This window comes from Sulfitobacter faviae (genome assembly GCF_029870955.1).
GTDB classification, from domain to species: domain Bacteria; phylum Pseudomonadota; class Alphaproteobacteria; order Rhodobacterales; family Rhodobacteraceae; genus Sulfitobacter; species Sulfitobacter faviae.
Map to the genome: position 1 here is coordinate 2365676 of NZ_PGFQ01000001.1, position 19346 is coordinate 2385021.

Consider the following 19346-nt stretch of genomic DNA (forward strand, 5'->3'; position numbering starts at 1 on the left):
TGTTGGGCCTATGTGGCGGGGCGGGGGCAGCTTGTCAATGCAAGCGGGGTCACTTCGGGAAAGTTGCGGCAGGGCGATGGCGCGCTATGTCAGGCGGGCAACAATGAGGATCGGTCAGATGCAAGACGACACGGCGCAGCGCGCATTCGAGACGATTTCGGGGGCGGACGACCCGGCCCCGGGGTTGGACGACAAGGCGCAAAGGGCCGAGGCGCGCAACGGGCTGCGCCACATCGTGTCGCTGTCGATGACCAAAGTGGCCGATGGTCTGATCGATCCGAAACTGGTCTTGGCTTGGCTGTTGAGCGCCCTTGGCGCGCCTGCGGTTTTCGCGGGCGCCTTGGTGCCGATCCGCGAGGCCGGGTCGCTTTTGCCGCAGATTGCGTTGGCGGGCGTGGTGGAGCGCATGGCGCGGCGCAAATGGGCTTGGGTCTGGGGCTCGGTCGGGCAGGGCGTGGCGGCGGGGCTGATCGCCCTTGCTGCGCTCAGCCTTGAGGGGGCCACGGCGGGCTATGCGGTCTGCGCCGCGCTGGCGCTGCTCGCCGTTTGCCGCGCGGCCTGTTCGGTGTCGTTCAAGGAAATTCTGGGCAAGACAGTGGGCAAGACCCGGCGCGGATCGGTGACCGGCTTGGCGGGGTCTGTCTCCTCGGTCGGGGTGGTGATCTTTGCGGGGCTTTTGATGTCGGGCCTTTTTCAAAGTCGGGGTGTCGTCGTGGCAGCCATCGCGCTGGCGGCGGCCCTATGGATCGGCGCGGCGCTGTTGTTCTCGACGATCATGGAAACGCCGAGCGAGACCGAAGAGGCCGATGGCGTGGATTTCAAGCTGCTGCGCGGCAACCGGGAACTGTGGCTTTTCATTCTGGTGCGCGGGCTCTTGGTCTCTACCGCGCTGGCGCCGCCCTATCTGGTGGTGCTTGCTGGCTCATCAGAGAGCGGGCAGTTGGGCCAATTGGGGGCCTTGGTGCTGGCCTCGGCGCTGGCGTCTTTGGTCAGCTCCTACGTCTGGGGGCGGCTGTCGGATATGTCGAGCCGCCGGGTGCTGATGCTGACCGGCATCGTTGGCGCAGTGGCGATGGCGCTGGCGGTGGGGCTGTGGTTCCTTGATCTGGCGCAGGCGGTCTGGGCGATGCCTGCGGTGCTCTTCATCCTGATGATCGCCTATCACGGCGTGCGGCAGGGGCGGTCGACCTATCTGGTCGACATGGCCCCGAAAGACCAGCGCGCCGCCTATGCTGCCGTGAGCAATACAGTGATCGGGCTGCTCTTGCTGCTGGCGGGCGTGCTGGGCGGCGGGGCCGCGCTGATCGGGGCGCAGGCAACGCTGATGCTTTTTGCCGTCATGGCGCTGGCCGCCGCCGTGTTGGCCCATTGGCTGCCGGAGGTTGAGCATCTGTCCGAGGACTGACTTGCCCTCATCCGCCGCGATGCTCATGATTGGACCAAAGACGGAGGCAGCATGGCAGACAGCAAATTCATCGACACGCCGCAGGGTCGGCGTATCGCCTATCACAAGACCGAAGGGGCGGGGCCCTGCGTGGTGTTTCTGGGCGGGCTGAAGTCCGACATGATGGGGACCAAGGCGGTCTATCTCGAAGACTGGGCGCGGGCCGGGGGGCGCGCCTTTCTGCGATTCGACTATTCGGGCCATGGGGAATCGTCGGGCCTATTTACCGAAGGGTGCATTGGCGATTGGCACGAAGACACGCTGGCCGCAGTCGCGGCGCTGACCGAGGGGCCGCTGATCGTTGTCGGCTCCTCCATGGGCGGCTGGCAGGCGCTGCTCTTGGCGCGGCATCTGCCCGAGCGGGTCGCCGGGCTGGTCGGCATCGCCGCGGCCCCCGATTTCACCGAAGATGGCTATTGGGCGAATTTCACCGAGGCGCAGAAACAGACCTTGGAAGAGGTCGGGCAGGTCGAATTGCCGTCGGACTATATGGAGCCCTATATCATCACCCGCCGGATGATCGAGGACGGGCGCAAGCGGTTGGTGCTGCGCGATCCGCTGAACCTGCCGTTCCCGGTGCGGCTGTTGCAGGGCACGGCGGACACCGCCGTCAGCACGGCCACGGCGGTGCGGCTGTTGGAGCATGCGCAAAGCCCTGACATGCAACTGACGCTGGTCAAGGATGCCGATCACCGTTTCTCAGACGCGCGCTGTCTGGCAATGATCGTGGAGGCGATCAACGCGGTCTCCGGCGACGCGGGGTGACCAAGGGCGCGGGCATGGAACCGCCGATAGGGCCGCGCCCCGCTGTCCCCCGAAACCACCCATGCTAAGAGACCGCCAAACCCAAGGGGGACGGCATGAAACCACGTCATTTCAACCGCATACCGCACCGGAGCCTGCCCAATGGCTGAGCCGATCGTTCTGCTGCCCGGCATGATGTGCGACGCGCGTGTCTTCACGCCGCAGATTCAAGCGCTCTCCCCGCGCGGGACCGTGGTGCTGGCCCCGATCACCCAAGGCGAACGGATCGAGGAGATCGCCTCGGGCCTGTTGGATCAACTGCCGCCGCGTTTCGCGCTGGTGGGGCAGGGCATGGGCGGTGTGGTGGCGCTGGAATTGCTGCGCCGCGCGCCCGACCGGATCAGCCGCATCGCCCTGCTGGCGACCCATGTGCTGGCCGAACTGCCCGCCATTGCCGCGGACCGTGAACCGCAGATCATCATGGCGCAATCGGGCAAGCTGGGGGAGGCGATGCAAGCGCGGATGGCCAATGGTTTCCTCGCCCCCGGCAAGGGGCGGGGGAGGTGCTGACCCGCGCGATGGAGATGGCTGAGACGCTGGGCGGCGATGTCTTCGTGCGCCAATCCCGCGCTTTGCAACGGCGGCGCGATCAGCAGGCGGTGCTGCGCAAGTGCAAGGTGCCCGCGCTGGTGCTGTGTGGGGAGCATGACGCGCTCTGCCCGGTCAAACGCCATGCCTTCATGGCCGAGATGATCCCCTATGCCAAGCTGACGGTGCTCGAAGACGCGGGCCATCTGCCCAGCCTTGAGCAGCCAGAGGCGACCACAGCCGCGCTGCGCGACTGGCTGCATCAACCTCTGGTGCTGCAATAGGGCGGTGGCTTAGGCCGCTGCCGGTTTATCGCTCTTCTTGGCCTCGGTTTTCTGAGACGCGGGCTTTTGCGGCCCGGGCGTTTGGGGCGCAGGGTTCTGCGGCTCAGGCGTGCCGTTGTTCGCGTCGATAAAGTCAAGCACCAAGGGCCGGATGTTATTGCGCCAGCTTTTGCCCGCAAAGATCCCGTAATGGCCCGCGCCCTGCTCAAGATGGCTGGCCTTTTTGGCATCGGGCAGACCGGTCAGCAGATCAAGAGCGGCGATGCACTGGCCGGGGGCCGAAATATCGTCCTTGCTGCCCTCGACCGTTTTGACGGCGACGGTGGTGATCTTGCCGATGTCGACCTGACGGCCCGCCACCGTAAAGACATTCCGCGCGATCTCGCGCTCTTTGAAAATGCGTTGCACGGTCGAGAGGTAGAACTCCGCCGGCATGTCCATCACGGCGAGGTATTCGTCGTAGAACTTGTTGTGCTTGTCATGCTCATGCGCCGTCTTTTGCGCCACGCGGGTGATCTGATTGGCAAAGGCATCGCGGTGAGTGTCATTGTTCATCGAGATGAAGGAGGTAAGCTGCAACAGCCCCGGATAGACCTTGCGCCCCACGCCCGCGTATTTGAAGCCGACCTGCTGGATCATCATCTGCTCAAGCTGGCCCATGGTCACGCTATGGCCGAAATCGGTTACATCCGTCGGCGCGGCATCGGGGTCGATCGGCCCGCCGATCAGCGTCAGCGTGCGCGGCTGAGCTTCGGGCGCTTCCTCGGCCAGATAGGCGGTGGCGGCCAGCGTCAGCGGCGCAGGCTGACAGACCGCGATCACATGGGTGTCCGGCCCGAGGTGATGCATGAAATCAACGAGGTAGAGCGTATAATCCTCGATGTCGAACTTGCCCGCGCTAACTGGAATGTCACGCGCATTGTGCCAGTCCGTCACATAGACGTCGCAATCAGGCAGCAGGGAGATCACAGTGGAACGGAGCAGCGTGGCGTAATGACCCGACATCGGCGCGACCAAAAGAACCTTGCGGCCCGTCTCTTCGCGGCCTTGGACCGAGAATTTCAGCAAATCGCCAAAGGGCCGCTCCATCACCGGCTCGATGCTGACCAGACAGTCCTGCCCCTTGGGGCCGACCACCGGGGGATGTCCCAATCGGGTTTCACGACCATGCGGGCAAAGGTCCGTTCCGTCACCTCACCCCAAGCGGCGAGCCATTCCATCGCAGGGTTTGGAAACAGAGAGAAAGCCGGGTAGGATGCCATAGCAAGCGCAGAAGCGCCGAGCCATTGATTGGTGTTCCGGATGGACTCCATCATGTCGTAGGTGGCCATATAGCGCATGTGGGGGCTCCTTTATGCTGCACCTGCGAAGATAGGAGGTAAGGGTTAAGATGACAACAGAATCCGAGAATCCCGAGATTGCCGAGCCTCCAGCCCTGTCTCGTATGGCGCAAAACTTGAAAAAGGTTGAAGAATTAAGCAAGCGTTTGACCCGGGTGATGGCGCAGCGCGAGGGCCATCAGCCCGCGCTCGATGGTCCGAACCAACAGCTTTTCGCCAAGGCGGCACAGTCTTACTGGGCCGAGGCGATGACCAATCCGGCCCGTTTGATGGAGCATCAGATGGGCTATTGGACCAAATCGGTCGCCCATTTCGTTGAGGCGCAGCAGGCGCTGGCCAAGGGCGGTCTGGCCCCGGTGGAAGAGGACGCGCCGACCGACAAGCGTTTCGCCAACCCGCTGTGGCAGACGCATCCCTATTTCAACTTCATCAAACAGCAGTATCTGATCAACGCTGAAGCGCTGCGCCAAGCGGTCGAAGATGCCCAAGACATGGACCCGGCTGAGAAAAAGCGGCTGGTCTATTTCAGTCAGCAGATCATCGCGATGATGTCGCCGACCAACTTCCTCGCCACCAATCCCGATGTGCTGGAACGCGCGGTGGAGACCGAGGGCGAGAGCCTCGTGAAGGGTCTAGAAAACCTGATCGCAGATCTGGAGGCCAACAATGGCGAGCTGGTCGTGAAACTGGCGGATGACAGCGCCTTTGAGCTGGGCCGCAACATCGCCACCACGCCGGGCAAGGTGGTGTTTCGCAACCGCATGTTCGAGTTGATCCAATACACCCCCAGCACCGAAGAAGTCCATAAAACCCCGCTGTTGATCTTCCCGCCGTGGATCAACAAGTTCTACATTCTCGACCTCAAGGCGCAGAACAGCCTCGTCAAATGGCTGGTCGATCAGGGCCACACGCTGTTCATCGTCTCATGGGTGAACCCCGATGCCAGCTATGCCCAAATCGGCATGGAGGATTACGTCGAAGAGGGCTACCTCGCCGCGATTGAAGAGGTGAAGGCGATCACTCAGGAGAAACGCCTTAACGTGGTGGGCTATTGCATTGCGGGCACCACGCTGGCGCTGACCCTGTCGCTGCTGAAAAAACGTGGCGATAGCTCGATCAAATCCGCCACCTTCTTCACCGCGCTCACCGATTTCTCGGATCAGGGGGAGTTTCAGCCCTTCCTCACCAATGACTTCATCGACGGGATCGAGGCCGAGACGGCGGATAAGGGCATTCTGCCCTCGGTCGTCATGGCGCGCACCTTCTCATTCCTGCGGTCCAACGATCTGGTCTATGGCCCCGCCGTGCGCAGCTACATGATGGGCGAGACGCCCCCGGCCTTTGACCTGCTCTATTGGAACGGCGACGGGGCCAATCTGCCGGGGCAGATGGCGATGCAATACCTGCGCGGCCTGTGCCAGCGAAACGAATTGGCCGAGGGCGGTTTCAAACTGCTCGGGGAACGGCTGACGCTGGATGATATCGAGGTGCCGCTTTGCGCCGTGGCCTGTGAGACGGATCACATCGCGCCGTGGAAAGACTGCTACCGCGGGGTGCAGCAGATGGGGTCGAAGGACAAGACCTTCATCATGGCGCAATCGGGCCATATCGCGGGCATCGTCAATCCGCCCAATCGGAAGAAATACGGCCACTATGTGAACGGCGATCTCACGCAGGACTACGCCGCATGGCGCGAGGCCGCCGCCTTTCACGAAGGGTCTTGGTGGCCGCGGTGGGGCAAGTGGCTGGGCAAACGGGCAGGGGCAATGATTCCCGCACGGTTTCCCGGTGACGATGGGCGCGAGATTCTCGCCGATGCCCCGGGCAGCTATGTAACCCGCAAGGCAAGCGACTGATTACCTTAGGTAATCCAAACACCCTTCGGCTCATGCTGCAATGCAGAAAAAACCTTGAAATGCTGCGCTGCGGCATCTATGTTGTGGTCAGACGCGAAACGGACGGGTCTCCCCGCTCCCTTGCCACAGTAGCATTAAAAGGATTGAGACATGACCAAGACACCTGACATGACCGCGATGTTCAAAGACGTTCTGGGCGCTTTCCCGGTGGATAACGCCGCCATGCAAGACGCATTCAAAAACACCGCCACCCTGAACGAGAAACTCTCCGGCGTTGCCTTCGACGCGGCTGAAAAATCCGCCGACATCTCCACCGCTTGGACCAAAGAGACACTGGCCCGCCTGACCGAGATGACCAAGGTCAAAGCCGAGCCCACAGACTATGCCAAAGCGATGACCGATTTCGCCTCCGCCTCCGCCGAATCCGCGGCCGAGCATATGGCCGCCTTCGCCGAGATCGCGAAAAAGGTTCAGATGGACACCGTCGAGCTGATGATGTCGGCTGGTAAAGACCTGCAAAGCGACGCCAAAGCCGCCACCACCGAAGGCGTCGCCACCGCACAGGCTGCCGCCAAAAAAGCGACTGTGAAGTAAATCTGACGCTGGGCTTTCCAGCGCCAAGTAATGCTTAAAGAAAGGGCAGGTCCAGACGGGCCTGCCCTTTTGTCATGCGCTCTTTCTATTTGCCGATCGCTGTCCTAAGCTGCGATGCAGCACCATTGGTCGGGAGTAACATCATGGCGGACAAACCGAAGCCCTTGCTGATAAAACGCTACGCCAGCCGCAGGCTCTACAACACCGAAACAAGCGATTACGTCACACTGGAAGATATCGCCGGTTTCATTCGCGACGGGCGCGAGGTTCAGATCGTCGATCTGAAATCCGGCGATGACCTGACACGGCAATATCTGTTGCAAATCATCGCCGAACACGAAAGCCGGGGCGAGGCCGTCTTGCCGGTCGATGTGCTGACCGATCTGGTGCGCAGCTATATGTCGGGCAATGTCTCGGTGGTGCCGCAGTTCCTGCAAGCCTCCTTCGACATGCTGCGTGATGGCCAATCCAAGGCGATCGAAAACATGAGCGCGATGAACCCGATGGCCAAGATGCCCGGCATGGAAGCGATGCAGGCGCAGCAAGAAGCCTTCATGAAGGCGATGACCGGCGGCTGGGCCAAATCCACCACGCCAGAGCCGCCCAAACAGCAGGCCGAACACGGCGACGATCTGGATGCGATCAAAAAGCAGTTGGCAGAATTGCAGGACAAACTGTCAAAGCTGAATTAACCCCAGAAGACGCGGGCGCCGCGCGCCCGCCTCAGGCCGCCTGCGCCTCGGCCACATCCCTCAGCGCGCCCAAAATCACATCCGCCACGGCGTCGATCTCTTCCAGCGTCAATTGCACCGGCAGCCGCACGTCACAGGCCCGCATCAGCATGGCGCGGGTGCGCGGCAGCTCGGGCCGGTCTTCGATGAACTGCCAGTTCCAAAAGGCGCGGGCGTTGTCGGTGCTCTGGCCAAAGACTTGCACCTTCACCCCCGCCGCCTCCGCCGCTGTCGCGAAAGCGCGGATGCTGGCGTCAGAGAGGCCCACCAGATTGAACTGGATCGAATCCGGCGCGCGGGTCTCACCGGGCAGGGGGCGCGGCACCTCGATCAAGGGGGAGGCCGCCAGCCGTGCCGCCATGTGATCGTGATTGCGCAGCCCATCGGCCACCCGGCGCGGCAAATGCGGCAATTGCGGCCGGATGATCGCAGCCGAAAGGTTGGACATGCGCAGATTGTACAGCGGCAGCCGGTTCTGCCACTTGGCAAAACTGTCTTGCAGGGCCGCGTGTTTCTTCCAATTATGCTCATAAGCGCCCGACATGATGATCGCCCGCGCCACCAGATCGGCGTCATCGGTGATCAGAATGCCGCCTTCGCCCGCGTTGATCATCTTGTAGGACTGGAAGGAAAAACAGCCGATTTTGCCAATCGTCCCGATTTTCCGCCCCCGCCAAAGCGTGCCCAGCGAATGGGCAGCGTCTTCGATCACCCGCACGCCAGCAGCCTCGCAAAGCCCCATGATCGCATCCATATCCGAAGTATGCCCCCGCATATGGCTGATGATCACCGCCCGAACGTCCGGCAGTTTGGCGGCGAAATCCTCCAAATCCACACGGTAATTCTCACCCACTTCACAAAGCACCGGCTTGCAGCCTGCGTGGATCACTGCAGAAGGCACGGCAGCAAAGGTGAAACCCGGGATCAACACCGGCGCCCCATCCGGCAAGTCCAAAGCAAGCAAGGACAGAAACAGCGCGGCCGAGCAGGAGGACACGGCCAGCGCATATTCACTGCCCATCATCTGCGCAAATTCGACCTCCAACAGGGAAGCTGGCGCGTCCTTGGCCGCAGTATAGCGAAAAAGATCGCCACTTTGCAAAAGCTCCGCAATGGCGGCCTCCGCTTCGGCAGGGATCGGTTCGGCACGGTGCATGTCGGGCAAAGCCATATTTCAAAATCCTGAATAATGATTTCCAGAATAGTAAAATAAACGCCCGCGCAAACCAAGGGGGGATGCCTCCACAACAGGCCACCCCCTCTTCCCCTTCATCCTTTCCTAAATACCCTCGGGGGAATCGCGCCTAAGGCGCGATGGGGGCAGAGCCCCCGCTCTCCACCACCAGCCAAACCCGCAACACCGCTCAGACCAAAATCACAGCCCCAACCGATCCCGCGTCGCATACCAAAGCATCGCAAGCACCAAAAGCGGGCTACGCAGAGAGGCCCCGCCGGGGAAGGCCTGTGTCGGGATCGCGGCCATCGTGTCGAAACCCGCGGCATCGCCTTCGATCGCCTTGGCCATCAGATAGCCCGCATGGGTCGCCGTCCCAACCCCGTGACCGGAATAGCCCGAGGCTGAGAGGATGTTCGGCGCGAGCCGGGCCACATAGGGCAGGCGCTTCATCGTGATGCCAAGAGTGCCGCCCCAAGCATAGTCGATCTTAACGTCCTTCAACTGCGGAAAGACCTGCGACATCGGTTTGCGCACTTTGGCGGCGATGTCCTGCGGGAAGCGATAGCCATAGCTCTCGCCGCCGCCAAACAGCAGCCGCCCGTCGTGCGACAGTCGGAAATAGTTCACCACAAAGCGGCTGTCGGCCACGGCCACGTCGCGGGCAGCACGTCTTTCACGCGCGCGCCCAAGGGTTCGGTCGCGGCAATGAAATTGTTGATCGGCATGACCTTGGCAGCCACGTCGCCGTTGAGCTTGCCCAGATAGCCGTTGCAGGCCAGCACCACATGATCGGCGCTGACGCTGCCTGTGGCGGTTTGCACCAGCGCCTTGCTGCCTTCGACGATGTTCTCGGCGGGGCTTGTCTCATGAATGCGCACGCCTGCGGCGGCGGCGGCGCGGGCAAGGCCAAGGGCGTAGTTCAGCGGATGCAGATGCGCGGCGCCCATATCGAGCACGCCGCCCTTGTAGTCGGGCGAGGGGCAGACCGATTGCAGCGCGGCGTGATCCAACACTTCGATCTCATCATAGCCATAGCGCTTTTGCAGATGCTCTGCATAATCGTGCAGATGCCGCACGTCAGATGTGGTGGAGCCGGTCCAAGCCACGCCGGGCTTCAGATGGCAGTCGATCTCATGTTTCGCGATGAGGGATTTGACCAGTTCCTTCGCTTCTTCGCCCATCTGCCACAGCTTGGCGGCATGTTCTTCGCCCAGCATCTTTTCGAGCCCATCTTGCTCAATCCGTTGGCCCGAGCCTAACTGTCCGCCATTGCGGCCCGAGGCGCCAAAACCCACGCGCTGCGCGTCCAAAAGCACCACGTCATAGCCCGCCTCGGCCAGATGCAGCGCAGCGGAAAGCCCGGTGTAGCCGCCGCCAATGACACAGACATCGGCCTTTGTATCGCCCTGAAGCGGCGGGTAGGCCGCGTGTTTCGTGGCGGTGGCGGCGTACCAGCTGGTAGGGTACTGGCCGGGCGTGTCATTGGCGTAGAGCAGGTTCATCGGGCCTCCGGGCGTTAGACGTTCATCAGCAGATGTTCACGTTCCCAAGGCGAGATGACCTGTAGGAACTCCTCATATTCCGCCCGTTTCACGATGGAATAGACGCGGGCGAAATCCGGACCCAAAGCCTCATGCAGCTCTGTCGCCTCCTCGAAAAGGTCGAGCGCTTGGCCCAGAACCTGCGGGATATCCCCTTCGCCGACATAGGCATCGCCCTTGAATTCGGGCAGCGGGTCTTTCTGCTGGATCAGCCCCAGATAGCCGCAGGCGAGGCTGGCGGCGATGCCGAGGTAGGGGTTGCAGTCCATCCCCGCGAGACGGTTTTCCACCCGGCGCGACTTGGGCCCCGAGAGCGGCACGCGAATGCCCGTGGTGCGGTTGTCGCGGCCCCATTCAAGGTTGATCGGCGCGGCGTGATCCTTGACGTAGCGGCGGTAGGAATTGACATAGGGCGCGATCACGGCGAGCGCGCTTGGCATGTGGTTTTGCAAACCGGCGATGAAATGGCGGAAGGGGGCGGTCTCTTCCCCTTCGGCATCGACAAAGATGTTCTCGCCGGTTTTCACGTCCAGCACCGAATGGTGGATATGCATGGCGCTGCCCGGCTCATCTGCGATGGGTTTGGCCATGAAGGTGGCGTAGCATTCATGCCGCATCGCGGCTTCGCGGATCAGCCGTTTGAAATAGAACACCTCATCGGCCAACCGCACCGGATCCCCATGTTGCAGGTTGATCTCAAGCTGGCCTGCGCCGCCCTCTTGGGTGATGCCGTCGATCTCGAACCCCTGCGCTTCGGCAAAGTCGTAGATGTCGTCGATCACGGGGCCGAATTCATCCACGGCGGTCATCGAATAGGCCTGCCGCGCCGCCGCCGGGCGGCCCGAGCGGCCCATCATCGGCAGGATTTCCTTGGCCGGGTCGATGTTGCGGGCCACGAGGAAAAACTCCATCTCGGGGGCGACGACCGGCTCCCACCCTTTGTCGCGGTAAAGCTGCACCACGCGTTTGAGCACATTGCGCGGGGAATAGGCCACCGGCTTGTCGTTGCGGTCATAGGCGTCGTGGATGACCTGAAGCGTCCAATCGCCGGTCCAAGGTGCGGCGGTGGCCGTGTCCATATCCGGGCGCAGGATCATGTCTTTTTCGATAAAGCCGTCATCGCCCGCCGCTTCGCCCCATTCGCCGGTGATGGTCTGGTAGAAGATGCTGTCGGGCAGGTGGAAATACTCTTGCCGCGCGAATTTCGACGCCGGGACGGCCTTACCCCGGGCGATGCCGGGCAGGTCGGGGATGATACATTCCACTTCGTCCAGACGCCGGCCCTCAAGATAGGCGCGCGCCGCTTCGGGTAGTGCTTCTGTCCAATCCTCGGCCATCAGGCCCTCTCTTTCCTGTTGTCTTTAAAGAATGCGGCCATTTGGTCCGCGATTTTTTGGTTGTCGATGGGGCCGCCCAAGGCGGCTGTCGCCTGTTCCAGCAGGTGCTCGGGCACCACGCCCTTGCCACGGGTTTTGATCAAGCCGTCGATGAAGTCATGGCCGAATTCGGGATGCGGCTGCACCGTCCAGATGCGGTCGTCATAGGCCAGCGCCGCATAGGCGCAAAAATCCGAGGAGGCGACGACACGCGCGCCTTCGGGCAGTTCCACGATCTGATCTTGATGCCATGCGTTCAACGCCAGTTTGTCACCATCCATGTCGTATTCTGTGCGGCCAATGGACCAGCCGTTGGTAAACTTCTCGACCTTGCCGCCAAGCGCTTGGGCGATGATCTGATGCCCAAAGCAGACACCGACCATTGGGCGGCCATCAGCGTAGGTCTGGCGGATGAACTCCTCCAGCGGCGGGATCCAATCGTGATCCTCATAGGCGCCGTGTTTCGATCCGGTGATCAGCCAGCCGTCGGCCTGCGTCACGCTATCGGGCAGGATGCCATCGACAACCGACCAGATTTGAAAGTCAAACCCGTGGCCATCCAGCAGTTTGGTGAACATCTCCCCATAGTCGCCGAGCTGTTCGCGAAAGTCGTCGGGGGAGTGGCCGGTTTGCAGAATGCCGATTTTCATGTGTCACCTGTTACACAGTGTCGAGGTAGATCTCGACCTGTTCCTCTGGGGTCAATTCCTGCATGTAATGCAATTCTTGGCGTTTGGTCAGCACGAAGTTGCGGATCATCTCGGGCGCGAAGATGCGCGCCACATGGGGCAGCTTTCAAACAGGTCGATGGCGGTTTTCCAATCGCTCGGCATGCGCGGCAATTCGGCGGCATAGGCGTTGCCGGTGATCGGGGCGGGCGGCTCAAGCGCGTCTTCGATCCCGTTGAGCGCTGCACCCAACACGGCGGCGAGCATCAGATAGGGGTTCACATCCCCGCCCGAGACGCGGTGTTCGATGCGCCGCGCCTTGTGGCTGCCCGAGGGAATGCGGATCGCGGCGGTACGGTTCTCATAGGCCCAGCAAACCCCGGTGGGCGCATGGGATTCCGGCACCATCCGGTCAAAGCTATTGGCATGCGGGCAGAAGACCAGCGCCGAGCCCTGCATCGCGTTCATGCAGCCCGCCACGGCGTGGCGCAGCGTGTCGGTCCCCTTCGGCCCGCCATCGTCAAAGATGTTGTCGCCCTTCTCATCCAATACCGAGAAATGGGTGTGCAGGCCGGAGCCGGAGTAATCCTCATAAGGTTTCGCCATAAAGCTTGCGGCAAAGCCGTGCCGCCGTGCCAAACCCTTGACCAGCATCTTGAACAGCCATGCGTCATCGGCGGCGCGCAGCGCATCGTCACAATGCATGAGGTTGATCTCGAACTGGCCCAGACCCGCCTCGGAAATGGCGGTGTCGGCGGGGATGTCCATCTCTTCGCAGGCGTCATAAAGATCGGTGAAGAACAGATCGAACTGGTCAAGCGCGCGGATCGACATGGTCTCGGCCGCCTTGCGCCGCTTGCCCGACCGGGGCGAGACGGGCACCTGAAGGTTGCGGCCCGAATCGTCGATCAGGAAGAATTCCAGCTCAACGGCGCAGACCGGCGTCAGCCCGCGCGCCTTGTAGCGGTCCAGCACCGCGCGCAGCGCATGGCGCGGATCGCCGGGGTAGGGGCGGCCATCTTCGCGGAACATCCAGATGGGCAGCAGGGCCGAGGGCGCGTCGAGCCATGGCATCGGCATGAAGCCCCGCTCGGTCGGTTTCAGCACGCCATCCGCATCGCCCGTTTCGAACACCAGAGGGCTGTCGTCGATATCCTCGCCCCAGATGTCGAGGTTCAGCACCGAGACGGGAAAGCGGGTGCCCTCGGTCGTGACCTTATCGGCAAAGCGCGAGGGAATACGCTTGCCCCGCGCTTGGCCATTGAGGTCGGCGGCGGCCACACGAATGGTGCGGACCTGAGGATTTTTGCGAAGCCAGTTGTTCATACATCACCTGAAAGGGCGGTGGGCATGTCACAAAGCGGTTCGCCCGGGGGGGGGCAAAAGCGGTTGGCGCCCACGCGCCGCGTAATTTGATCAAATAATGGATACTACCGGATCAAATTAGGACGCAAGCGAATTTTACGGCGTTGCGCTTGGGGCAGGTGGCGGTTGAGGCGGGAATTGATCAAACCAAAGACGCCGATGATGCAGAGCGTCAGAAGGATGAAATAACCGGCAAGAATGGGATAGGGGACGAAGGGGTTGAAGGTCTTATCCGCGAAATAGCTGGCGTAATAGAGCGCGTCACCGCGCTGCTGCCATGCCGGGAAACCGCTGAAAAACACCAGTGTCGTGGCGTGAAACAGGAAAATCGCCTCATTCGTATAGGCGGGCCAAGCGAGCCGCAGCGAGGTGGGCCAGATCACCCGGCGAAAGCGTGACCAACCCGACAGACCATAGGCATCCGCGGCCTCCACATCGCCCTTGGGGATGGATTGCAGCGCGCCGTAAAAAATTTCGCCCGAATATGCGGCAGTGTTGAGAAAGAGCACGATCAACGCGCCCAGCCATGCCGCCGTGAAGGGGGCGAAGAAGGCGTATTCCGATTTCAGCGACAGAAACAGGAAGTAGCCAAAGAAGAACTGGATGAAGAGCGGCGAGCCGCGGAAGATAAAGATGAACCACTCCGCCGGTTTGCGGAACCACGGGTTCGCGCTGGCCTTGCCGACGCCAAGCGCCGTGGCAAAGAAAAACCCGGTCAGCAGGGCGACGACGCCGAAATAGACGTTCCAGATCATGCCCGAGCCAATCAGCGTGAACTGCTCGCAAAGCGTGAAACCGTCGCGCGGCAGCAGCCGCTCGCCATAGCCAAGAGACCGCAGGCCGTAGTCCTGAATCGTTTGCAGACAGCTCATGCGCCGGCCCTCCGCTGGGCTTCGCCGCCGGTGGTGGCCTGACCGTGGGTCAGCCGTTTCATCAGCCGGTCCAGCACGACTTCGGAGACGCGGGTAAAGAGAAGATAGAAGACCAGAAGCGCGAGGAAGTACCACATGCGCCAGTCGGGGTGCGGGTAATCGGTGAAGCGCGGCGTCTTGGTGCCGCCCAGTTCACGCGCCCAATAGACGATATCCTCGACACCCAGCAAAAACAGCAGCGGCGTGGCCTTGATCAGCACCATCCACAGGTTGCTGAGGCCCGGTAGGGCATAGACCCACATCTGCGGCACCAGCACCCGCCAGAAGGTCTGGCGGTGGGTCATGCCATAGGCTTCGGCGGTTTCAAGCTGCGCCTTCGGCACAGCCCGCATGGCGCCGAAAAGCACGTTGGCAGCAAAGGCGCCGAAAACGATGGCAAAGGTAAAGACCGCAAGGCCGAAGCCATAGGTCTCATGCACCCATTGGGCGGCATTGCCCAAGGGCATCTTGGCCTCTTGGCAGACGACGAAGTCGCTGCCTTGGCGGATCGGCATGTCCCAATCGGGGCAAAGCACCTTGTGGCGCAGATACTCGATGCCCTGATCGAGCGCGATCACGAAAAACAGGAAGAAGGCGATATCCGGCACACCGCGCACCAGCGCGATATAGCCCTTGCCGACCCAGCTGAGCGGGGCGAAACGCGCGCGTGCCATCATGGCCCCGCCAAAGCCGAAGGCCAGCGCCACGGGGGCGGTGACCGCCAAAAGCAGCAGGACCTTCAGGAAGGACAGGTAGAAGGACATATGGACGCCGGTGGTCAGGTAACAGGCGGTCCAGAGCCAGTCATTCAGGGTCGACGGATCGGTGCAGAAAGAGAACATGGGCCCCGTGGGCTGATCTGCGCGCGGGGCCCGCGCAGGCATGGTCAGGCGCGCCGCGACGGGCGCGCCTGAGATGGAATCACTCGTAGGTGGTGGTGTCTTCGCCGAACCACTTCTTGAGCATTTCGTTCAGCGAGCCGTCTTCCTTCATCTCGGTGATGACGGCGTCGAAGGTGTCGCGCAGCTCGGTGTCGGACTGGCGCAGGCCCATGCCGATGCCACCGCCGAGCGGCACATCGTCGCCCACGAACATCAGCTCACCGCCAGATTCCTCGACGATCGGCACGAGGTAGTCTTTGTCGGCGAAGACCGCGTCGGCCTCACCGTTGCGCACGGCGGCGACGGTCTCTTCCGGGGTTGCGAATTCGATCAGCGTGGCGCCGCTTTCGGCGACATAGCCCGCTTGGATGGTCGCGGTCTGACCGGCGACAACGCCGCCTTCGAGGTCCGCGTCCTCAGAAGCCGCGACATAGGCCGAGGCGGTGGGCGGATAGTAGTTCTGCGTGAAGGCGATGACTTCTTTACGCTCGTCGGTGATGCTCATGCCCGCCATGATTGTGTCGTAGTTGCCCGACACGAGGTTGGGGATGATGCTGTCCCAGTCGTTCTTGACCCATTCGCAGGTCAGCTCGGCGCGCTTGCACAGCTCGTCACCCAGCTCACGCTCGAACCCGTCGACTTCGCCGGCGTCGTTGATGAAGTTGTAGGGGGGTAGGCGCCCTCGGTGCCCATGCGGATGGTTTTGCCATGGGCTTCGGCCATCGCGAAGCCAGCGGTCATGCTGAGCGCGACGCTTGCCAGTAGGATCTTTTTCATTTGGTAACTCCCTTTGGTTCTCGTTTTACGCAGGCTGGGTTGCCGAAAGGAACCCACGCAGACGTTCCGATTTGGGCGCGCCGAAGACCTCTTCGGGCGTCCCTTGTTCTTCGATCAGACCTTGGTGCAAAAAGACGACATGATCGCTGACATCGGCGGCCAGTTTCATATCATGGGTCACGATCACCATCGTGCGCCCCTCTGCGGCCAGATCCTTGATAACCTTGACGACTTCCTGCTCCAACTCGGGGTCGAGCGCGCTGGTGGGCTCATCAAAGAGCAGCGCCTCGGGCTCCATGCAGAGGGCGCGGGCGATGGCGGCGCGCTGTTGCTGCCCGCCGGAGAGCTGGGCGGGGTAGACATCGCATTTGTCGCCGATGCCGACCTTTTCCAGATAGCCACGCGCGGCGCGCTCCACCTCCGCCCGGTCGCGGCCCAGCACGGTCAGCGGCGCTTCCATCACGTTTTGCAGGATCGACATATGCGCCCAGAGATTGAACTGCTGGAACACCATCGACAGGTTGGTGCGGATGCGCAGTACCTGTTTGGCGTCCGCCGGGCAGCGCTGGTGGCCGTCGCCCTTCCACCGCACCGGTTCGCCCTTAAAGATCACCTCGCCCTGTTGGCTGTCTTCCAACAGGTTGCAGCAGCGCAGCAGCGTCGATTTGCCCGAGCCGGACGACCCGATGAGCGAGATCACATGGCCACGCGGGGCGGTCAGATCGACCCCTTTGAGAACCTCCAGCGTGCCATAGGCCTTGTGGAGGTTCTTGATCTGGATAACCGGGGTGTCTGTGGTCACGGAAACTGTCGCCAATCTGTCATTTCAGTGCGCTATAAAGCGACGAATCGACGGAAATTGCAACGCAGAGTTTGCCCCGCGTTGCATCACAGTCCCGGTCCTGACGCTAAGTCAGTTTTCTTTCGCAACACGCTGGCGGGCCATGGCGCTGTCGGTATCAGTGACGCCCAGTAGGTTCGACACCAGCCGCAGCAGCGCGTCTTCTTCGTCGGAGCGGCTGCCGTCGGCCAGAACCACCTGCCAAAGCGCCTCGATGACCTCCAGACGGTGTTCATAAGGCACCGCATCCTTGATCGCACGGGTAAAGCGCACGGTGTCGGGGGCTTGGGCCTCCAGCGCTTCGGCCTCTTTACGCAGGGCGGTGGCGTCGGCCTCGTTCAGGCCGTAACGCTGGGCGGCGATCCGGTCGATCAAGCGCCGCTCGCTCATCGCGTAGTCATTGTCAGACCGGGCGATGCGCACCAAAAGCGCGGTCAGCGCGAGGCGGGCGTCATTATCGGCCAATGGATCGGGTTCGGGCTGGGTCAGCCGTTTGAGAAAGTCACCAAACATATATGCGTCATCATCCTGCTGCGGGAAAAGGGAATGTCATAGCGTGTTCAAAGCGTTGGCGCGGGCTGCGGCCATATCCTCATCCGACAGGCCAAGGGCGGTTTCGATGGCGACAAGCTGAATTTCCTCGTCTTCGTTGCGCGCCCCGTCCGATAAGGCCACCTGCCACATCGCCTCGCCCAACGCCTTGCGGTCGGCATAGTCGACCTCTTCGCGCAGGATGCGGGTGAACTCCGGCGTGCCGGGGGCGTCGCGCTCCAGCGCTTCGCAAGTGGCACGCAGTTTCGCCGCCTCGATGGGTTTGAGGCCAAAGGTCTGCGCCAGAATGCGGTCGATCTGGCCAATCTCAGAAGCGCGGTAGTTGCGATCGGCAAAGGCCACACGCACCAAAAGCGCGCCCAGTGCCAGTTGGGCATTGGGCTGCGGCAAAGGTTTCGGCTGTGCCTTGCGGCGGGGGAACAGTCGGTTCAGCATGGGGCTCACTTATCGCAGGAAACAGGGTCGCCATAGAGGAAACTGCGCATCGGGGGCGCAGGTTCCTGCAAAGGCCACATGGGCTTAGCCGTCATAGCCCTCGACGATCACCAAAGACCCGTCCGCCACGTTCAGGCGAATGTCTTTCGCCCGTTGGTAGCCGGGGCTTTCGTAACAGGCGACCGCATCGGCGTAGCTGTCGAATTCCAAAACTACGGTGCGGGCGCGCATTTGCCCTTCGCGGATCTGCTGGGTGCCGCCGCGGACAAGAAAGCGCGCGCCGTAATCCGCAAAGGGTTTGGCATTGGCAGCACGGTATTTGTCGTAAATCGCAGTGTCGTGGATATCCATGGTGGCGATCCAATAGCCCTTTGGCATTTGTTATCTCTCCTGTTGGGTCAAGGTGGCGAAACGGGCGGTGAGGTTCTGTGCCTCATTGTCGAGCCCGTAGGGGGGATTGATCACGAACATGCCCGAGCCGACCATACCATGCCCGGGCCGCGCGGGCGGAAAGCGCACTTCATGGCGCAGCGCATCGGGGTGGTTGGCGGTAAGCTTGTCGAGCATCGGCTCATGCGCGCGGTTTGTCAGAATTGGATACCACAGGGCGATGATGCCCACGTTCCAAGCGCGGTTGAGTTTGGCGATCTGCCGCGGAATGGTCTCGTAATCGGTTTTGATCTCGTAAGAGGGGTCGATCAGCAGCATCCCCGGCGCGGTGTTGGCGGGGTCAGGGCAAAGGCCATCTCGAACCCGTCGCTGAGGTGGCATTTCGCGGGTAGGGCGACATCGCCAAATCAAGGGCGCTATGTTCTTGCGGGTGCAACTCGGCCAGATGGATGCGGTCATCGGGGCGCAACAGTTTCGCGGCCAGCAGGGGAGAGCCGGGGTAGGCGCGCGGGCCGTGGGCCTCGCGCAGCGCTTCCAGAACCTGCCTGTAAGGGTGATCAGGGGCGAACCAATCGCGCACCTTGTCGATGCCCTGCCGCGCTTCGCCGGTCTTTTCCGCCGCCGCATCCGACAGGTCATAAAGCGCCCGGCCTGCATGGGTTTCCAGATAGGTGAGCGGTTTGTCCTTGCGGGTAAGATAGGACAGCATCCACGCCAAAAGCGCGTGTTTCTGCACGTCTGCAAGGTTTCCGGCGTGGTAGATGTGTTGATAGCTCAGCATGGCCTAGCTGTAGCGGATGGGATGGCGGGTGCAACGCGAAAGAGGGGGGAGGGCCAGCGCCTGTCCGCGG

14 protein-coding genes and 6 pseudogenes are annotated in these 19346 nt (G+C 61.9%); 6 read left to right on the plus strand and 14 right to left on the minus strand.

Annotation, left to right across the window (positions count from 1 at the left end; translation table 11 throughout):
* The first annotated feature begins 118 nt into the window (after nt 1-118).
* From CUR85_RS12245 to CUR85_RS12255, 3 genes and pseudogenes are all read left to right on the plus strand, one after another.
* Nucleotides 119-1405, plus strand: coding sequence for an MFS transporter (locus CUR85_RS12245; RefSeq protein WP_067260977.1), 1287 nt, complete (start codon nt 119-121; stop codon nt 1403-1405).
* Between the two features lie 51 nt (nt 1406-1456).
* On the plus strand, nt 1457-2209 hold the full coding sequence (locus CUR85_RS12250) for an alpha/beta hydrolase (RefSeq protein ID WP_067260978.1): 753 nt from the start codon (nt 1457-1459) through the stop codon (nt 2207-2209).
* Nucleotides 2210-2350: 141 nt separating this feature from the next.
* Nucleotides 2351-3060: pseudogene (locus tag CUR85_RS12255) on the plus strand (alpha/beta fold hydrolase).
* 9 nt (nt 3061-3069) lie between these two features.
* Here the strand turns inward: CUR85_RS12255 and phaZ are convergent.
* Nucleotides 3070-4400, minus strand: a pseudogene (gene phaZ, locus CUR85_RS12260) (polyhydroxyalkanoate depolymerase).
* A gap of 50 nt (nt 4401-4450) precedes the next feature.
* On the opposite strand from phaZ, the gene CUR85_RS12265 reads away from it, so the two are divergent.
* The 3 genes from CUR85_RS12265 to phaR all read left to right on the plus strand — a co-directional run bounded on the left by CUR85_RS12265 (nt 4451) and on the right by phaR (nt 7542).
* On the plus strand, nt 4451-6256 hold the full coding sequence (locus CUR85_RS12265; protein WP_067260983.1) for a PHA/PHB synthase family protein: 1806 nt from the start codon (nt 4451-4453) through the stop codon (nt 6254-6256).
* 150 nt (nt 6257-6406) lie between these two features.
* Entirely contained in the window at nt 6407-6850 is a 444-nt protein-coding gene (locus CUR85_RS12270; RefSeq protein WP_067260985.1) for a phasin family protein, read from the plus strand.
* A gap of 143 nt (nt 6851-6993) precedes the next feature.
* On the plus strand, nt 6994-7542 hold the full coding sequence (gene phaR, locus CUR85_RS12275; RefSeq protein WP_067261013.1) for a polyhydroxyalkanoate synthesis repressor PhaR: 549 nt from the start codon (nt 6994-6996) through the stop codon (nt 7540-7542).
* Nucleotides 7543-7573: 31 nt separating this feature from the next.
* On the opposite strand, the gene CUR85_RS12280 is transcribed toward phaR, so the two are convergent.
* From CUR85_RS12280 to CUR85_RS12340, 13 genes and pseudogenes are all read right to left on the minus strand, one after another.
* A complete protein-coding gene (locus CUR85_RS12280; RefSeq protein WP_067260987.1) occupies nt 7574-8752 on the minus strand; it encodes a DegT/DnrJ/EryC1/StrS family aminotransferase in 1179 nt (392 codons plus the stop codon).
* 204 nt (nt 8753-8956) lie between these two features.
* Nucleotides 8957-10260: pseudogene (locus tag CUR85_RS12285) on the minus strand (NAD(P)/FAD-dependent oxidoreductase).
* A gap of 14 nt (nt 10261-10274) precedes the next feature.
* A complete protein-coding gene (locus CUR85_RS12290; protein ID WP_067260991.1) occupies nt 10275-11636 on the minus strand; it encodes a glutamine synthetase family protein in 1362 nt (453 codons plus the stop codon).
* Entirely contained in the window at nt 11636-12325 is a 690-nt protein-coding gene (locus CUR85_RS12295; RefSeq protein ID WP_067260993.1) for a type 1 glutamine amidotransferase, read from the minus strand. Before CUR85_RS12295 ends, CUR85_RS12290 begins: the two co-directional genes overlap by 1 nt.
* A 10-nt stretch (nt 12326-12335) precedes the next feature.
* Nucleotides 12336-13669, minus strand: a pseudogene (locus tag CUR85_RS12300) (glutamine synthetase family protein).
* Nucleotides 13670-13773: 104 nt separating this feature from the next.
* Nucleotides 13774-14580 (minus strand): ABC transporter permease, encoded by an 807-nt coding sequence (locus CUR85_RS12305; protein ID WP_067260997.1) that lies wholly within the window; start codon nt 14578-14580, stop codon nt 13774-13776.
* A complete protein-coding gene (locus tag CUR85_RS12310) occupies nt 14577-15461 on the minus strand; it encodes an ABC transporter permease (RefSeq protein ID WP_067260999.1) in 885 nt (294 codons plus the stop codon). The genes CUR85_RS12305 and CUR85_RS12310 overlap by 4 nt, the downstream gene beginning before the upstream one ends.
* A gap of 79 nt (nt 15462-15540) precedes the next feature.
* Nucleotides 15541-16277 (minus strand): annotated as a pseudogene (locus tag CUR85_RS12315) (transporter substrate-binding domain-containing protein).
* Nucleotides 16278-16302: 25 nt separating this feature from the next.
* On the minus strand, nt 16303-17079 hold the full coding sequence (locus tag CUR85_RS12320; protein WP_067261003.1) for an ABC transporter ATP-binding protein: 777 nt from the start codon (nt 17077-17079) through the stop codon (nt 16303-16305).
* Nucleotides 17080-17190: 111 nt separating this feature from the next.
* Nucleotides 17191-17631, minus strand: a complete 441-nt coding sequence (locus tag CUR85_RS12325; RefSeq protein ID WP_067261004.1) for a tellurite resistance TerB family protein — start codon at nt 17629-17631, stop codon at nt 17191-17193.
* A 36-nt stretch (nt 17632-17667) separates the two neighbouring features.
* The gene (locus CUR85_RS12330; protein WP_067261006.1) at nt 17668-18105 is read right to left on the minus strand and encodes a tellurite resistance TerB family protein; all 438 of its coding nucleotides are present in this window, start codon (nt 18103-18105) and stop codon (nt 17668-17670) included.
* 84 nt (nt 18106-18189) lie between these two features.
* Nucleotides 18190-18483, minus strand: a complete 294-nt coding sequence (locus CUR85_RS12335) for a DUF1330 domain-containing protein (RefSeq protein ID WP_067261008.1) — start codon at nt 18481-18483, stop codon at nt 18190-18192.
* A 3-nt stretch (nt 18484-18486) separates the two neighbouring features.
* A pseudogene (locus CUR85_RS12340) lies at nt 18487-19276 on the minus strand (23S rRNA (adenine(2030)-N(6))-methyltransferase RlmJ).
* Between the last annotated feature and the right edge of the window lie 70 nt (nt 19277-19346).

Coding starts and splice junctions, on each gene's coding strand:
- CUR85_RS12245 (WP_067260977.1), top strand. CDS start 119: ATGCAAGACGACACGGCGCAGCGCGCATTCGAGACGATTTCGGGGGCG.
- CUR85_RS12250 (WP_067260978.1), top strand. CDS start 1,457: ATGGCAGACAGCAAATTCATCGACACGCCGCAGGGTCGGCGTATCGCC.
- CUR85_RS12265 (WP_067260983.1), top strand. CDS start 4,451: ATGACAACAGAATCCGAGAATCCCGAGATTGCCGAGCCTCCAGCCCTG.
- CUR85_RS12270 (WP_067260985.1), top strand. CDS start 6,407: ATGACCAAGACACCTGACATGACCGCGATGTTCAAAGACGTTCTGGGC.
- phaR (WP_067261013.1), top strand. CDS start 6,994: ATGGCGGACAAACCGAAGCCCTTGCTGATAAAACGCTACGCCAGCCGC.
- CUR85_RS12280 (WP_067260987.1), bottom strand. CDS start 8,752: ATGGCTTTGCCCGACATGCACCGTGCCGAACCGATCCCTGCCGAAGCG.
- CUR85_RS12290 (WP_067260991.1), bottom strand. CDS start 11,636: ATGGCCGAGGATTGGACAGAAGCACTACCCGAAGCGGCGCGCGCCTAT.
- CUR85_RS12295 (WP_067260993.1), bottom strand. CDS start 12,325: ATGAAAATCGGCATTCTGCAAACCGGCCACTCCCCCGACGACTTTCGC.
- CUR85_RS12305 (WP_067260997.1), bottom strand. CDS start 14,580: ATGAGCTGTCTGCAAACGATTCAGGACTACGGCCTGCGGTCTCTTGGC.
- CUR85_RS12310 (WP_067260999.1), bottom strand. CDS start 15,461: ATGTTCTCTTTCTGCACCGATCCGTCGACCCTGAATGACTGGCTCTGG.
- CUR85_RS12325 (WP_067261004.1), bottom strand. CDS start 17,631: ATGTTTGGTGACTTTCTCAAACGGCTGACCCAGCCCGAACCCGATCCA.
- CUR85_RS12330 (WP_067261006.1), bottom strand. CDS start 18,105: ATGCTGAACCGACTGTTCCCCCGCCGCAAGGCACAGCCGAAACCTTTG.
- CUR85_RS12335 (WP_067261008.1), bottom strand. CDS start 18,483: ATGCCAAAGGGCTATTGGATCGCCACCATGGATATCCACGACACTGCG.